This is a genomic window from Pseudomonas sp. OE 28.3 (assembly GCF_014268205.2).
Classification (GTDB): domain Bacteria; phylum Pseudomonadota; class Gammaproteobacteria; order Pseudomonadales; family Pseudomonadaceae; genus Aquipseudomonas; species Aquipseudomonas edaphica.
Window position 1 is genome coordinate 4,669,619 of sequence record NZ_CP077082.1, and the last position, 16,913, is coordinate 4,686,531.

Below are 16,913 nucleotides of genomic sequence, written 5' to 3' on the forward strand. Positions count from 1 at the left end.
ATTTTCAGATCTCACTTGAATTCTTTAACAACCACTTTGACATTATATTCACGGCCGAATTCGACAAGCGACTTAGCAGCAGCCGAACCACCAGGCTGAACTCGCAGGTCAAGCACCATATTTGCTGGTAGACCATTGACTTTCGCGCCGTTTGTACCTAAATCTATAATATGATCTTGCATTCGGCCTAACCACGTACTTCCTACCGTATCTACAGATTTCAGACTGACGAGCGTATTACCATTCTGAAAATCAACAAGCGGGAAATATCCATTTCTTTCGGCCCCTACGTTATACCAGCCGCTCTGCGGTGAATACTCAGTTTTAGCAAGGTATGACTCAATGTCTACCCCTCTTTGAGTCGGTCTAAGAGTCCAAACCTCTGAAAGATTCGTTGTGAGATCTTTTGCACCTGTAAAACTCGCATCGTTAGCCGCTGGTGCACCATCACCTACTACTTTTGTTTCACCAGACAGTAAATCGGTCGCAGGTCCTTTTGCCCCATCCGTCAGCAGCAACGGCGGCGTATTCACCTTCGAATATGAAGCAAGCTCACTACGCCCATCAGCGTACACAACCTTCATCGTATCGTCACTGACAGTGACAATGCTGCCCTTGGGAATCACTTTCCCACTCTGCAGCGTTACGCTCTCACTGAGTTCGACTGTCGTATTGGCCTGAATCGTGGCGCTTTTAACGTATTGGGGGCCGCCCACCGGCACGTGATTGGGCACATCGATCGGATGTGGCCCTACACGTTCAAACTTGGCCAGCTTACCTTCAACACCACCCGCAGCCTTGGTGGCTGCAGCAATCTCTTTGAACCCATTGATAGAGACCTCGACGCCAGCTTTAGAAAGTGTTGACGCGCCCTGAGCAGCTCCCCCTGTTCCGCCGGTAGCAATGACTTGGGCGTACAACGCCACCGCCTCACCCATTTGCTTACCAAGCTTCTCGGCGTTTTCATCACCACCAACAACCAGCGCATCGCGAAGCTGACTAATTTGCGACTTGAAGCCAGCGGCAGCCGCACCGAAGAGCTTCTCCCCCTCCACTGACAATATGAACGCGTTCATAGCGTCAATGCTTGCAACTGGATCGCGCAGAACACCCACTGCACCGTTCAGAGTATCTATGCCAGCGCCTGCCATACTGTCTTTGAAACTATTAAAGAGCGCGCTGGCTGAAGCCATATCTTGGCTACCAGAAATAGATAACCACTTGCCCGTCACCTTCATTTTTTCGGTGAGCGTTTTGGCTTCTGCTACTTCCTTGACCATCTGGACTATTTGTTGGGTCGCCAACCAATTGTTGTCGACGTTCGCAATCGCAGCGTTAGTAGCCGTCGCCGCGCCGTTCGGGTTGCTCATTGCAGCAATGCCGGTCACCATCGACGCGATAATGTTGCGCTTGGCCTCTCGCTCCTCGCTGGTTTCGTTAGGGCTGGTTTCGTTGAAAAGGCCTGCGAGTAAACTACTGGCCGAACCACCCAGCGCGCCCGCTGAGCAGCTCTGGCTGCTGGCGGCAGCACCGGCACAGCCGAGAATGGCATGCAAGCTGGCGTGCTCGGGGCTGCCTTCTTTCAGCCCCTTGATGACCAGTTTGCCGATGTAGTCCGAGCCTTGTTGCTGGACGTAGTTAACGACCATGTTCTGTGCAAACTGCGCACCACCACCGGTTACGTTGCCGCTCGCACCCGCGACCAATGCGGTCGCGATTTGTCGATAGGTACCGCCCGCGCCCCAATCAGCGGCGACGGCATTGGCTTGTTTATTCAGGTCCAGGTATTTCTGTCGATGAACCGCTTGTACGTTAGGGTCGACTTCAGGGTCGCGGGACTTGGCAAATTCCTTTTCAGCGTCGCTACGCAGCGTATCCGCCTCACGGCCGCGAGTCTCCAGATACGCCGCGACGTTCTGAACAAACTTGCCGGTAATCTCGAAACCGACCTGAATTTCCTTCGCGTCGAAAATTGGCTTTAGCTTGTTACTGCCATCTCGATCACTGGACACGTCAGTATTGATTGCAGCCACAGCTTGCTCGGCCGTCTGGCCGGTCAACGCCTGCTGCTTGGCGCTGTCAGTAACCGTCACTGCTGCGCCGCTGATACCGCTCAAGGTTTTACTGCTGGAGCTGTCACCGGCGTACAGCGCAACAGGGGCGTTGACGCCGAACCCGCCTTTATCAGCCACTGGTGTACCGGTCTTGGTGGCATCAACGTTGCCGTTCGCATCCCTGCCAACCTTCCCGCCAGCGCTGTAGCCACCGCTCAGATTGATACTGGTGGCGTCGTAATCGGCTTTGTTCTTGATGTCCGAACTGGTTAACGTGCCTGTTGTGAGCGTGTTCTTACCATCAGCGACTGCTTTATCAGTGCTGGCGATGATTGCGCCCTTGAGGTCGGTATTACCCTTAACCTCAATCTGGAATCCACCGTCGCGCGCCTTGATGCCTGATTGATCACTGACACTGGCATAGTCGCTGTGCATTTTTTGCTGACCAATGCCACCACTGACACTGCTCATGCCCACACAGAACGGTGGTACGCAAATGCTGACCCCGACGTTTGCACTCAGTTGTTCCGAGCGATAGGTGCTGGTGTCTTGCAGGCTCTCGATATTGAGATCGCCGCCCACGTTGGCCCGAACCTGCTGACCGGTAACGACCGCCCCCTTGAGATTAGTATCCCCAGCGCTATCAAGGCGCACCGTCTGCCCAGCCTTTACGGACGTGTTGGTCTGAGTGACGTCATCACCATCGGACATACCCCGGCCTTTGTTGGCCGCCAGGTCCAATGTGAACCCGTTTTGCTGCCCACCAAAACTGAAACCAACACCCGCGCTCCAGCCGCTGTTGTTATTGGTGCTTTCCTGATGTGCCGTATTTTGTGCAGCGAGCAGATTGATTTTGCCGTCAGCCTTAAGGTTGGCGTCACCTCCTGCGTCAATCCGACTGCCCACCACATTTAAATTGCTATCAGCGCCCGCCCCCTTGGCAGTGATGTTGACGTCCCCCCCTGCAACCACACTGCTGCCGACCACGTTGCGACCACTTTGCTCACTCTCGCTGTGGCTGCGGCTGTCGCTCAAGTTGACGCTGATCTTTACCCCAGTGAGGTTTTTGCCCATCAACGCCTGGCCACCCTCGATGGCCGCATTGGCACTCATGGCGGCATTGACGGCAGACAGCGCAAGCATGCGGCCGTCGCTGGTTTGTTGAGCCGACTCAGCCGTTCCCTGGAGGCTTCGCAACGCGTCAACCATTGGAACGCTGACCGTCCCGCCAATTGCCGTGCGGCTGGTACTCGCCGTATTGCTGGCTTTGAGGGTGTCGAAGCCAGCCACGATGTCCACATGCTTGGCTTTGATATCGATGTCGCCTTTAGGCGCAACAACCTGGCTGGCAATTTGGGTGTATTGCTCGCCTGCTGAAAGGCCGACGTCCCCCCCCAGCGAGGCGATCTGGCTACCCGTTTGACGCGTGGTTTCGCTCTGCTCGGTTTTCTTGGTCTTAACGACACCCGTCGCACTTTGCCACCAGGAACCTACCTCTCCGACCTTTTTGCTATTGGCCTTGGAGCTGGCGCTTTCACTGTTCTCAGCACTGACCACTTCAAGATTGCGTCCCGTGTTGATCCGCAGATCGTGGTCAGTGACCAACGTACTTCCGCGCACGGAGGTATCGCGACCGCTGGTGATCTGCAAGCTATCAGCGCTGATGTCACTGCCGATGCTTTGCGAGGCACTTTGCTGGGCCTGCTGGCCTTTCTGCGTCGCAGACATACCAACAGTTAGGGACAGACCGACTTTGCTGGACTGCTTTGATTGGCTTGAGGTTTGTTGCACCTGTGCCGTGCCGATTTCAACGTCATTGCCAGCGTTGAGCTTTACGGCGCCCTCTGCCCGCAAAGCCGCAGCCTCTAGAGAAATGTCGTTATCCGCTCGCAAGTTGATTGACTGGGCAACCAGCTCGGTACTATTGAGCGTTGTTTGACTGCTCGACTGGCTGCGAGACTTACTCGAAAACATCCCTTTTTTGGAGGAAGCGCTGGCCTGACTGGAATAGTTTTGCGCAGCCTCCAGATTGATGTCGTGCCCAGCGGTAGCCAGCAGCTCACCGCCACTGTTGATTTTCGCCCCTTCAAGATTGATATCCTGAGATGCAGAAATAACAACCTTCTTGCCCGCATCAATGGATGAGCTGATAGCAATATCGCTTTCACTCTCACTCATTTTTTTACTCTTTTTACCCCATGATCCTTTTTTGGTTTTGGAGTAATAGGAGTAATCGCTGTCCTCGGCAGTGTTGAGATTCAAATCCTTACCGGCAAACAGATACGCTTCATCCCCAGCGGAAACCCGACTAGCCGTAACGGCTAAGTCCTGCCCTGCACTCAAAGACACATCCCGTCCGGCTTTTACCGTAGTCGACACCTGACTTACATGGTCTTCTTGAGCCTTAACTTTCTTCGAGTTGTACGCTGAGTGTTGCTCATCCGCCGCAGAGATCAGGCTCAGATCCCCAGTAGCCGACATAGCGACATCACGTTTGGCCTCAATCTGGCTAGCAATAGCCGTCAAATCCCGACCAGACACGGCCGAAAGGTCACGACCCACGCTGACAGAAGAACCGTGCTGGGTCACCGTACTGCTGCTGTTGCGACCTCCGGCGTAGCTGATGACCTGCTCTGCCGATCCAAAGCTCAGGTCGCGCCCGGCCTGAATAGTGGTGTCGCGCCCGCTCTGCAACACTGCGCCCTGGTTTGAGAAGTCCTGCCCCGCCTTGATACTCAGATCATTCGCCGCCTCAACCCGCGCAGCGCTATCCACATAATCGCGATGCTGCGAGTACCCTGCCCCTTTGTCATCCCAACCGGTCACGCTGCGTTCGTTGATCACATCGCCATTAATGGCGGTCAACGTCACATCACGCCCTTTGATGATGCCTCCGGCTTTGTTGACGATATTGTTGCCCGCCAGCAGGTCCAGGCGGTTGCCCGCTTCGATCAACCCGCTGTTGGTCAAGTCGTTGGCGGCCTTGGCCGACAGGTTGTTGGTGGCCCGCAGGGTGCCGGCGTTAACCAGGTTTTCGCCGGCAATCAGGTTCAGGTCGTTACCCGCGATCAAGGCTCCGGTGGGTGCAAGACGGTTGTTGGCCTGGGCCAGATACAGCACCGGCACCAGGACTTTTTCACCGTTCACTTCGTGCTCTTCCAGCCACACGATGTCATGCGTCAACGCCGCGACCTGTTGCGAGGTGAGGCTGACGCCCATCGACAGGTTCAGTTGCTGCTTGCTGCTGATGGCATTGTCCATCAGGTACTTGAACAGTTTTTCGTCGGTGGTCTGGCCGTCGATAAAGCGTTGGCCGGTGCGTGCTTGCACGGCCTGCTGAATCAAACGCTGTTCGTAGAGGCCATCGCCCAGGCGCTTCCAGCTTTCGTCCGGGTTGTAGCCCACGCCTTGCAGCAGGTAGTCCGAGCTCATGAATTGCTTGAGGTCGGTGAGTACCGGGTTGGTTTCGATCAGGTATTTGTGCGGTTGCGATACGGCACGACTTTCCGGCAGGCCCTGGACGCGGCTGATGGTTTGGCTGGCCAATGCCGTGGGTTGGCTGACCTGCGGTGGCTGTACGTTACCGACAACGGGTACGTCGTGGGCCGCCGGGGTAAGGCCCGGCAGTTGGGTATCCGGCGGTGCGATCGCAGCAACGTCGTTACTGCGCGCAACGGTCGACAAGCCCGGCACACGCAGATCAGGGAGAGCCCCGTCAGATGACGTATGCACAACCCTATCGCCTGGCGTTACGGCAGGCAGGTCGATGCCCGGCCGCGAACCATCGACCGCAGGCTCGGGGACACCCGTAGGATTGCGGGCGTCAATGCCATCGACGCGGGTGATGTCTACGCCACTGGTGCGACCCGGTGGCAGGGGCTGCACATCGGCGCTGCCCACGGCGCCGGTATCAATGGCACTGGCAACCGCGTTGACGACACCGGCTTCACGAGCAGCCACGGCAACTTGGCGCGTGTTGGTGGTCACTTGCGCCGCGCCACCCACCTGAATCACACGTTCGTGGGCGCCAGGCAGGGCTTGTTGGCGTTGGCTTGGGTCCAGGCTGGCGCTGCCCAGCGTCCAATCCTGATTACCAGCACCTGCCTGCCCCGTAGTGCCACTTTGGCCACTTAAACGAAACAATCCGTTCTGCCCGCTGGGCAAACCGAAGCCCGGCAGGGTCAAGGGGTTGACCTGCTGTTGGGCAAGGTCGGGCGGCAATTGTGCATTGAGCACTACCACCCGGGTTTTGTTGGCGCCTACGCCGGTGTCCAGCGAACGGCCATCAACCGCCAGCGCGGTCTTGATCACGTTGATGTTGTTGATGCTTTTACTGGCGGTGAGCGCAGCGTTGCCACCGGCCTGAATAATCGCCGGGGCCACCACCTGGGTGCCGCCTTGTACCGCGATGGGCTGGTTGATGCCGGGAAACAGCGACGGGCTGAACCGCGTCATCAAGGCCGCAAACGCCGCCTCATCCACCGGCGAACCCTGCGGGTGCGCACGGTTATAGGCCTGCACCGCGGCGACCATCTGGTTGTATTGGCCTTTGGAGATTTTGGTAATGCCGCCGTACTCCTGGCTCTGGGAGCCGGAACCACCGGTGGCCGCCAGGTTCAGAATGTTCTCGCCGCTGATCGACAGATCGTTAGCAGCCGACACCACGCTATGGCGGTTGGTGAAGTTCTGACCGGTAATCACCATGTTGCGCCCCGAACTGATCGTGGCGGAAGGCGAGTTCGCTTCGATCACACTCTCAACCGTGCGGCTCAGGGACACCGCCGGGCGCCGGTCGCTCCAACCGCCGCTGCAATGCTGGGTGCAACGGATGCTCACGCCCACCGAGGTCAGCTGCTGGTTGAGGGTGAATTTCTCGCGCTCGTTGACCACGTCATTGGCCGACAGTCTGAGGTCGCCCACACTCTCGATGCTGGCAGAAACGTTACGCACACTCTGCGCCAGAGTGCCAGCGGCTACACCGGCCACCGTAAGGTTGCCCAGGCTGTAGATATCCGAATAGTTGTTGGTCAGGCTGCCGAGGTTGAAGGTCGAATCCTGGCCACTGAACAGGAAACCACGTGCGCCGATGCCGCTGGCGGCGTGGTCGTTGAGCAGGCTTTGTGCCGTCAGCACCAGGTTCTGTGAAGCCCCCAACGTGCCGGTGTTAACGATGCTGCCGGCGTTGATGCGCAGGTCGCTGCTGGAGGTCAAACGCCCCCGGTTGAGCAGTTGGCCCCCGGTGGTCAGTTGGGAAGCGCCGCCGCCTGCCACACTGGCGGCTTCATTCACGGTTATCTGCGCGGCACTCAAGCCCAGGTTGCCCAGGCTGCTGTAGCGCCCATTGCCGCCATAACTGCCGGCCAGCGTCAGATTGGCCGTGCCGTCACTGGCGATCAGGCCATCGTTATTCCAGTTGCCGCCGTTGCCCGTCAGGCTGTCGGAGGCGAGTAACTGGCCACTGGCGGTCTGGTTCAAGGTATTGACGTTGACCGTCAGGCGCCCGGCCTGGATCACGCTGCTGTTGGTCCAGCTGTCTGCGGCCAGGGTCAGGCCACCACGGGTCACCAGATTGCCGCCGGCATTGATCAGGTTGGCGGTGGCGATATCAAAAGTGCCGGTGCCGCCGTGCAGCAGACTGCCGCCCTGGTTCAGGAAGCTGCCGGCATTCAGGGTCAGGTCAGCGTTGGAGGTTTCCAGTCGTCCATTGCGGTTATCGAACGCACCGCCGAGCTGGAAATTGGTTTTGCCGCTACGGCCCAGCGCGCGCAGTTGCCCGCCTTGGTTGTCGACACTGGCGCCTGTCACGCTCAGGGAGCTATCGCTTTCAATCACACCGCTGCGGTTGATCAACGCGCCACCAGCGCTCAGCTCAACCGCGCGACCTGCAATTTGCCCGGCGCTGTTGTCCAGCTGTGCACCATTGACTCGCATCAAGCCGGTGGCATACACCCCGCCGTTGGCATTGGCGAAGTAGTTGGCATTGACCACTGCATCGCCGGTCTGCGCAGCGATGAAGCCGTTCTGGTTGTCGAGGCGGTTGGCAGTCAGGTTCAGGCTATGGGCCTGGAGTGTGCCACCCTGGTTATTGAGGTCACCGCTGACGCCCAGGCTCAGGCCGGTCTGGCCCTGAACCTTGCCCTTGGCGTTATTCAATCCCACTGCGTTCAATTGCACGTCGGCGTCCTGGCTATAGATCAGGCCGTCGTTAGTATTTTGCACGATGCCGGTGCTGGTGATCGCGACACGATCCTTACTGGCAAGGGTGCCGCCGCCACTGTTGTTCAGGCCACCGGCGAACAGCGTCAGCAGGCTTTGGCTGATGATTCTGCCCTTGGCGTCGTTGTTGACCTGCATCACCCGTTGCAGCAGCAGTGGGCCGGAACTGGCAATGCTGCCGCCGCTGTTGTTGAGGGTGCCGAGCAGGTTGAGGGTCAGGCGACCGTTGGTGGCCAACGTGCCGGCGTTGTTGTTCAGGTCGGTGCCGGTGACGGTCATCGCTTGTTGGGCGTTGATCGTGCTTTGGTTGGTCAGTGTTACCGCTTGCAGATCCAGCGTGGTGCCGCTTTCGATCAAACCGCCATCGGCGTTGGTCAGCGCACCGGTCACGATAAGCGTTTGCCCATCGCCACTGGAAAGTACGCCTTTGCCACTGTTATCCAGGCTGGCGGCACTGACGCCCAAGCGGCCCTGGCTAACCAGCGCGCCTTCGTTGTTGTTTTGCAACGCGCCGCTCAGGCGCACATCGATTGCACCGCTGCGGCTGGAGAGCGTGCCGTTGTTACGGTTATCGAGGTTGCCACCACTGACGTTCAGACCTTGCCAGCCGGACAGCAGGCCTCTGGCGGTGTTGTTCATGGTGTCCGCGTTGACAGTCAGCACTTGGCTGCTGATCAGCTTGCCGGCGCGGTTGTCCAGGTTGCGCGCCGTCAAAGCGAAGCTTTGCAGGCTGGAGATTTCACCGCCCTGGTTATTAAGGTCGCCCAGGTTTTTCAGGGTCAGCGGGCCGTTAGTCAGCAGCAGACCGTTGCGGTTGTCCAAATCACTGTTGTTGAGGTCCAGGGTCATTCCCTGCTCACCCACAACGCGACCGCCCGCCAGGGCCAGAGCGTTGAGGTTCGCGGTCAACACACCTTTGGCCGAGACCTCACCGCCGTTGCCGGTGTCGAGGCCGGCGGCGTTGAGATTCAGGGTTTGCTTGGCACTGATCAAGCCTTGGTCCTGGTTGTTCAGCAGGCCATCACTGGTCAGTTGCAAGTCGCTGCGGCTATTCAAAGTGCCGCCTCGGTTGTCGACGGAGCCTGCGTGAGCGTCGAGGCTGGCGGCGCCGATCAGGCCTTTGAGGTTGGCCAGGGCTTGATTGACGCGCAGGGTCAGGCCCTGATTACTCAGCAGCTTGCCGTTGCTGTTATCCAGACTTTGCGCGGCCAAGGTAAAGGCTTGGGCGCTGGAGATTTCACCGTTCTGATTATTGATGCTGTTGAGGTTGTTAAGCGTCAGCGGGCCAATAGCGTTGATCAATCCGCCTTGGTTCTTCAGTTGGCCGTTGTTCAGGTCGAGACTCAAGCCAGCGTTGCTGAACAGCTTACCGCCCTGCTGATCCAGCCCGGTGACGCTGGCGGTCAGCGTCTTGGCGCTGCCGATGCTGCCGCCGTTGGTCAACTGTGCGGTGGTCAGGGCCAGGGTGTCGCCGCTGTTGAGGCGGCCGGTTTGGTTGTTCAGCTCGCCCGTGCTGACCGTGACCGGGCCTTTGCCGCTGATGATGCCTTGCTGGTTGCCAAGATTGGCGCTTTGCAGTGTCAGGCCGCCGTCGGTGACCAGTTTGCCTTCGCTGTTATTGAGGCTGTCGGTGACGGCGACGCTCAAACCATTGGCGCTGGACAGGCTGCCTTTGCTGTTATTCAGGCTGCGGGCTTTGACGGCCAATGCGTCTTCGCTGCTAAGTACACCCTGGCTGTTATCGAAATCACCGGCGAGATCCAGCTTCAGCGATTGCTGGCTGAGCAGCTTGCCGCCGTTGTTGTCCAGCATGGAGCCGGTCAGCGTCAGGCGCTCGCCGTTGAGTTCGCCGAGGGTGCGGTTGATGACCTGATCGACTGCAAGGCTTAACGTACCGCCTGCGAACACCACACCTTTGTCGCTGTTGTTGAGCTGCTGACCGGTGACGCTGACGTCGGCGTTGCCGGTCAATTCGCCGGTGCGGTTGTCGAGCGTCTGCACGTCGAGTTTCAGCGCTTTTGTGGCACCTACCAGACCGTTGCGGTTATCAAGGTTTGCGCCGCGCAGGTTGAGCTCGTCGGTGCTGATCAGTTTGCCGTTTTGGTTATCGAGGTTGCTGGCGCTGATCGTCGCAAGCGCCTTGCCCGCGATCTCGCCATTGCGGTTGTCCAGCGTTGCGCTGGTCAGCAACAAGGCACCGTCGGCGATCACGCTGCCGCGTTGGTTATCGAACAATTGGCTGGCGCTGAGGGTGACATCGCCACGCCCGCTGAGCACGCCTTCGGTATTGTCCAGGCGAGTGCTGCGCACATCCAGGCTGGCGGCGTTGAGATGGCCTTTGAGGTTGGCCAGCAGTTGGTCGACACGCAGGGTCAGTGCCTGGTTGCTGATCAGTTTACCGTTGCTGTTATCCAGGTTTTTTGCGACCAAGGTAAAAGCGTTCTGGCTGGAGATTTCGCCGTCGCGGTTGTTGATATTGGCGAGGTTGTTCAGTGTCAGCAGCGGTGCGTTGATCACACCCGCGTTGACCAGTGCGCCGTGGTGCAGGTCAAGGTTGAGTTGTGTGGTGCTGACCAGTTCGGCGCCGTCCAATTGCGTCAGGCCGGTGACGCTGGCATTCATTGCGCCGACGCTGGCGATATGCCCGCTGTTGGTGAGCTGGGTGGCGCTGAGGTCGAGCTTGTCGGCGCTGATCACACGGCCGTCGATGCCGTTGGTGAACTGTCCGGTGTTAACGGTTGCCAGGCCTTGGCTTTTGAGCAGGCCGTTGGTGTTATCCAGGCTGGCACTGGTCAGTGTGAGGTTTTGGGCGCTTTCGACGGTGCCGCCTTGGTTGATTAGCGCCGCTGCACTCACAAGGGTCAACGGTCCTGCGCTGGAAATTTTGCCGCTGGTGTTGTCAATACGCTGGCCTGCCAGCGCCATCGAGCCTTCGCTGGTGAGCTTGCCGCCTGTGTTGTCCAGGCCTGCCTTCAGTTGAAGCGCCAAAGCACGCTGAGCGCCAACAGTGCCATCGGTGTTATCTACTGCAGTGCCGGTAAGCCGAGCGTCCTGGGCAAAGATCAAACCTTTGGCCTGATTGATCACCTCGGCCATCGCCAATTCAAGCGCAGTGCCGGCCAACAACTTGCCTGCACTGTTATCCAGGCGTTGCCCGCTGAAATCGACACTCTGCTGGCTGGAGATTTCCCCGCTGCGATTGTCGGTGCTGCCTGCCTTGAGTTTCAGCACTTTTGTCGCGGCGAGCAAACCGCCGTTCTGGTTATCCACGGTGGCAGCGTTGAGACTCAGATTACCCTTCGCGACCAACTGACCGCCCTGCTGATTCAGCACGCCAATCGTGGCGTCCAGATCATCCTGGCTGGCGATGCGCCCTTTGGCGTTTTCAACGGTATCGAGGGCCAGGCGTACCGGGCCAATCGCGCTGGTCAGGCCGTTCTGGTTGTTCAAGGACTGGCCGTCGAGTGCCAGCGCCTGCTTGCTGTTAAGCACACCTTCACGGTTGTCGAGCTGGCCGACGTGCAGGTTCAGCCCCTGATTGGCGCGCACCGCGCCGCCACGGTTATCCAGGCTATTGCTGCGCAGGGTCAGCAGGTTCTGTCCGGACAGGCGACCGGTGCGGTTGTCCACGCTCCCAGCCTGGATGTCCATCACGCCTTTGGCGAGCACGGCACCTTTGGCTTGGTTATCGAGCAGGCCGTCGACTTTCACCGTCAGGCTGCCATCGGTCGCCAGACTGCCGGACTGGCTGTTATCCAGGCTGGCCGCGGTCACGTTCAAACGCTGGCCGGCGCCCAAGGTGCCGGCCTGGTTGAACAGTGCACCGCGGGTGGTCAAGTCAAGGCTGATGTCGCCCATCACATGACCGTCGTTGCGGTTATTCAGGGTCATCGCGTTGACCACTGTGGCGCCGCCGCTGGAGACTTCGCCGTCGTCGTTATGCAGGTCAGCCGCCAACGTTAACGCGAGGTCGTTGGAACTGCTGAATACGCCGTGGGTGTTATCCAGTCGCCCAGCTTGAGCAGCCAGGCCTGCCGCAGAAATGACGCCCTTGAGGTTGATCAGCGCTTGGTCGACTTTGAGGGTCAGCGCCTGATCACTGAGCACATGGCCGTTGCTGTTATCCAGACTTTGTGCGGCCAGGGTGAAGGCACGCTCGCTGGAAATTTCGCCGTACTGGTTGGCGACCGTGGAGAGGTTTTTCAACAGCAACTGACCCGGCGCATGGATCAAGCCACCGGTGTTATCAAGAGCGCCGTGATTCATGTCCAGGCTCACGTCGCTGGTGCTGTAGAGCTGCCCACCGTTGCGTTGGTCCAGGCCCGCGAGGCTGGCGGTAAGTGCCTTGTTACTGGCGATGTGGCCGTCAAAACGGTTGTCCACGTTCCCTGCCGTCAGCGCCAGGCGATCAGCACTGGTCAGGCGCCCGCCACTCTGGTTATTCAACGCGCCGGTCGTGATGCGCACAGCGCCGTCACCGATCATTTTGCCGCCGCGGTTGTCGATGCTGGCGCTGCTCACGGTCAACGCCATCGCGCTGAGCAGCTCGCCGCTGCGGTTGGTCAGTACGCCGCTGGCGGTCAGATCCAAAGCCGCACCGCCGCTGAGGCGGCCGCTGTCGTTGTTCAGTGTGGCGGTTTGCAGGGTCAGGCTCTTGTCACTGCGTACGGTGCCTTGCTGATTGTTCAGTTGGTCCAGTTTCAGGCTCAGTGCGCCGTTCGCTAAAAGTCGACCTTTGTTGCTGTTGTCGAACTGCCTGCCGTTGAACGACAGGTCGGTGAGGCTGGAGACTTCGCCGCCCTGGTTATTCAGGCTATCAACTTTCACCACCAGCGACTGGCGTGCATTGAGCAAGCCACCCTCGCGGTTGTCCAGTTGCGTGGCGCTTACCTGCATCGGCCCGGTTGCCGTTACGCTACCGCCACGGTTATCGAATTGCTCAATCGCCAAGGCCGCCTGCTGACCGCTGACAAACCGACCGCCACGGTTGATCGCGATGCCGCGGGTAGTGACGTTAAGCAAGCGGTCACCCTGCAACAGTCCCTGGCTGTTATCCAGGCTCATGCTGCTCAAGGTGGTGGTAGCACCGATGACTTCACCGTGGTGATTGTCCAGGGCAGTGTCGACGGACAGTGCCAGATCATCGCGGACGTTCAGCTTGCCTTCAGCGTTAACCAGGCTGTTTGCGTGCAGGTCCAACCCCGTGGCAGCGACCAAGCCTTTGGTATTGTCCAGCGCGCCGGCAACGCGCACCAAAAGCCCTTGCTCGCTGAGCAACTTGCCGCCTCGGTTGTCGAGGCTGCCTGCGGTAAACGCCAGGGCCTGGGCGCTGGAAATTTCCCCGGACTGGTTATCGACACTGCTTAAGTTGCTCAGTAGCAGCGTGCCCGGCGCGTGAATCAAGCCGCCTTGGTTATTCAGGTGGCCGTGGTTCAGGTCAAGGTTTACACCCGCCTGGCTGTGGATATTGCCTTTGGCACTATTGTCCAGGCTTGCCGCACTCACCAGCAACGGGCCGGTTGCGCTGAACAGCCCGGCCTGGTTCAACAGGTGCGCGCTGATCAACGCAGTAAGGCGACCGTCGCTGGTCAGCTTACCGCCACAGTTGTCCAAGCGCGTAGCGGTGATGTCCAGCGCCTGCCCGGCGAACAGCGTGCCCTGGCGATTGTCGATCAAGCCTGAGCTGTTGAGCGAGAGCATCGCGTCGCCTTGCAGCAGGCCCTCGCGGTTATCCAGCGACGCACTGTTGACCGACGCCGTGCGCGCCAATAGCTTGCCACTGCGGTTATCCAATGCTCCGTCGATCTGTGCGATCAGGCCATCACCCGCGCTGAGCGTGCCGCCTTGGTTAGTCAGGCTGGCGGCGCGTACATCCAGCGTTTTAGCCGAGATCAAGCCTTGCGTGTTATCCAGTGCGTGGGCGATACGCAGGGCCAAACCCTGCTCGCTGAGGAGCTTGGCGTGCTGGTTATTCAGGGTATCGGCGGCCAGGGTAAACGCCTGGGCGCTGGAAATTTCGCCGCCTTGGTTATCGACGCTGGCGAGGTTGCTCAGCAGTAATTGGCCAGGGGCGTTGATCGTGCCGCCCTGGTTATTCAAATGCCCATTATTGAGGTTGAGGCTTACGTCACCCTGGCCGAAGAATCGACCATCGTTGTGCTGATCAAGACCACTGATACCAGCATTCAGCATTTGGCCCGCGCTGATGCGGCCGCCCTCACTGTTATCCACTTGGCCGGCGTTCAAATTAAATGCGACGTCACCGCGCAAGGTGCCACGCTGGTTGTTCAGCGGGCCGCTTGATTGCACGGTGAGGTTACGGGCGACGAGACTGCCCTGTTGGTTATCAAGGCTACCCAGGCTGAGGCGTACATCACCTTTGGCGGCAAACAGACCGGTCTGGTTGAGCAATTGTCCGGCAATCACCGCGACCAACACGCCGTCGCTGGTGAGCGTGCCTGCGCTGTTGTCCAGGCGGGATGCATTGAGGGTAAACGTTGCACCTGCCGCCAATGTACCGCGCTGATTGGACACCACGCCGCTGCTGAGCACCAGGGAACGATCACCTTGCAGGCGGCCACTGTTGTTGTTTAATTCACCCGTGGTGGACGCCAGGTCGGTGGCCAGCAACTCGCCGCCGCGGTTGTCCAGCAGGCCTGCGGTGTTCGCCGTCAGTTGATTAAATGCGCGGAGCTTGCCGCCCTGGTTGTTCAGGCTGGCGGCGTTGACGTCGAGGTTCGACGCCGAAACCAGGCCCAACGCATTGTTCATTGCACCGGCGATACGCAGGGTCAGGTCTTGGTCACTGAGCACTTTACCGGCGCCGCTGTCGAGGCTGTTGGCGGCCAGGAGGAATGACTGCGCGCTGGAGATTTCCCCTTGGCGGTTATCGACCGTGTTGAGGTTGTTAAGGGTCAATTGACCGCCGGCGTTGATCAGGCCGTTGCGGTTATCCCAGTGACCTTGGTTGAGGCTCAACGTCAGTGAGCCTTGGCTGGTGAGCGAGCCCTTTTGGCTGTTGTCGAGGGCGCCAGTATTAACCTGTGCCGTCTGACGCGATGCAATTCGCCCGCCCTGGTTATTGATCAGCCCCGTCGCATTCAGGCTCAGCGATTGGCCGGCCGAGACCAGGCCGGCGACGTTATCCAGTTCATTCAGTTGCAGCGTGACCTGCGCCTGGCTCGACAGCTCGCCGTTGCGGTTGATCAGTTGCCCGATACCCGCCGTGAGGTTGCCGGTGCTGGTGACCAAACCACCTTGGCTGTTGAGCAGTTGCCCGGCGGTGATCCCAAGGCTGCCTGCGCTGAGGAGGCGGCCCTGGTTCTGGTTGTCGATCTGCGTGGCCGTCAACTGTGCGTCGCGCCGGGCGCTCAAGGTACCGCCCTGGTTGGCCAGTTCGCCGCTGTTGACGCTGAGGTCGCGGCTGGCGATCACGGTTTTGCCGGTGTTGTCGATGGCCTGCGCGGTCAAGCGCACATCGCCCTGGGCATTGCGGCTGTTATCGGCGTTGACGCCAGCTTCGATGATCCCGTTGTTGGTCAAGCGGCCACCGGCGTCCAGCGCGATGCTGTCCTTGGCGGCCAGGGTTTGTTGCGTGGTGAGCGCACCTTGGGTGTTTACCGACAGATCAGTACCGGCGTAGACCGCCGCCTTGGCTTGCAAGCTGGCCGCTTTGACGGCGACAGAGGTGCCTGCCGTGGTTGTGCCCATGACCACATTGCCCGCAGCATCAATCTGGATATCACCACCGGCGACCATATCGCCCGACAGCTTCACGCCCACACCGGCCTCGGTGCCGATCAGCTTGACCGCGCCCACATACATGCCGCCCAACGCCGACGAGTCAATCGCCAGGTCTGGCGCCTGGCTGCCGTCGGCCGCCCGTGCGGTGGCATTTAAAGTGCGTGCGTCCACATCGTTGCGCCCGGCGACGATGGTGAGTTTTTTCGCCTGGATCTGCGCATTGATGGTGGTAGCGCGGGTGATGATTTCAAACTGGTCGACATTGGTCGCGTTGAGGCCCGCGCCTTCGATGGCGACGTTGCCTTGATCGACTTGATAGCGGCTGATCTGGCCGTTTTCGATCACCGCTTTACCGGTGGTCAGCGTGACTTGCGGCGTGTTGATAAAGCCGCAACCGTTGCAACTGATGCCATACGGGTTGGCGACAATCACATGGGCCGACTGCCCCGCCACTTCGGTGTAGCCGCGCAGTTGGCTGGGGCTGCCACCGTTGACTTCGTTGAGGATGATATTGGCAGCGGTGCCGCGCAGGTTCGGGTTGCCGACAATGATGCCGCCCAGTTGTGTGGCCTGGGTGCGGTCGGTGGCGTTGTTGAGGATGACGCCGTTGGCACCGACGTTATAGTCATGAAATTGGTTGTGCGAGAGGCCATTGGCATTCGGTGCGGCGATATTGACGATGGGCACGCCATTGCCCGCCTGCGCGAGGCCTGTGCCCGGCGCACTGACCACAATGCCGTCGGCCTGGGCCAGCAACGGGTGCCAGAACATCGCGTTGGCCAGGATCAACGCCAACCCGCGTTTAGGCAGCCCCAAAAAGTGGGAACGGCTTTTTACGGCAGCAGAAGGCTGGCGCACGAGGAAGGCGAACTGGCGAACGTCCATGTTGTGTCTCGATAC

General features: G+C 59.4%; 1 protein-coding gene. It reads right to left on the bottom strand.

Annotated elements, in window-relative coordinates:
- Window positions 1-11 precede the first annotated feature (11 nt).
- Window positions 12-16,898 (bottom strand): hemagglutinin repeat-containing protein, encoded by a 16,887-nt coding sequence (locus tag HU759_RS20955; protein ID WP_186617782.1) that lies wholly within the window; start codon window positions 16,896-16,898, stop codon window positions 12-14.
- Window positions 16,899-16,913 lie beyond the last annotated feature (15 nt).

What these genes read in the sequence shown, in the direction of transcription:
- HU759_RS20955 (WP_186617782.1), bottom strand. Translation starts at nt 16,898, where the DNA reads ATGGACGTTCGCCAGTTCGCCTTCCTCGTGCGCCAGCCTTCTGCTGCC.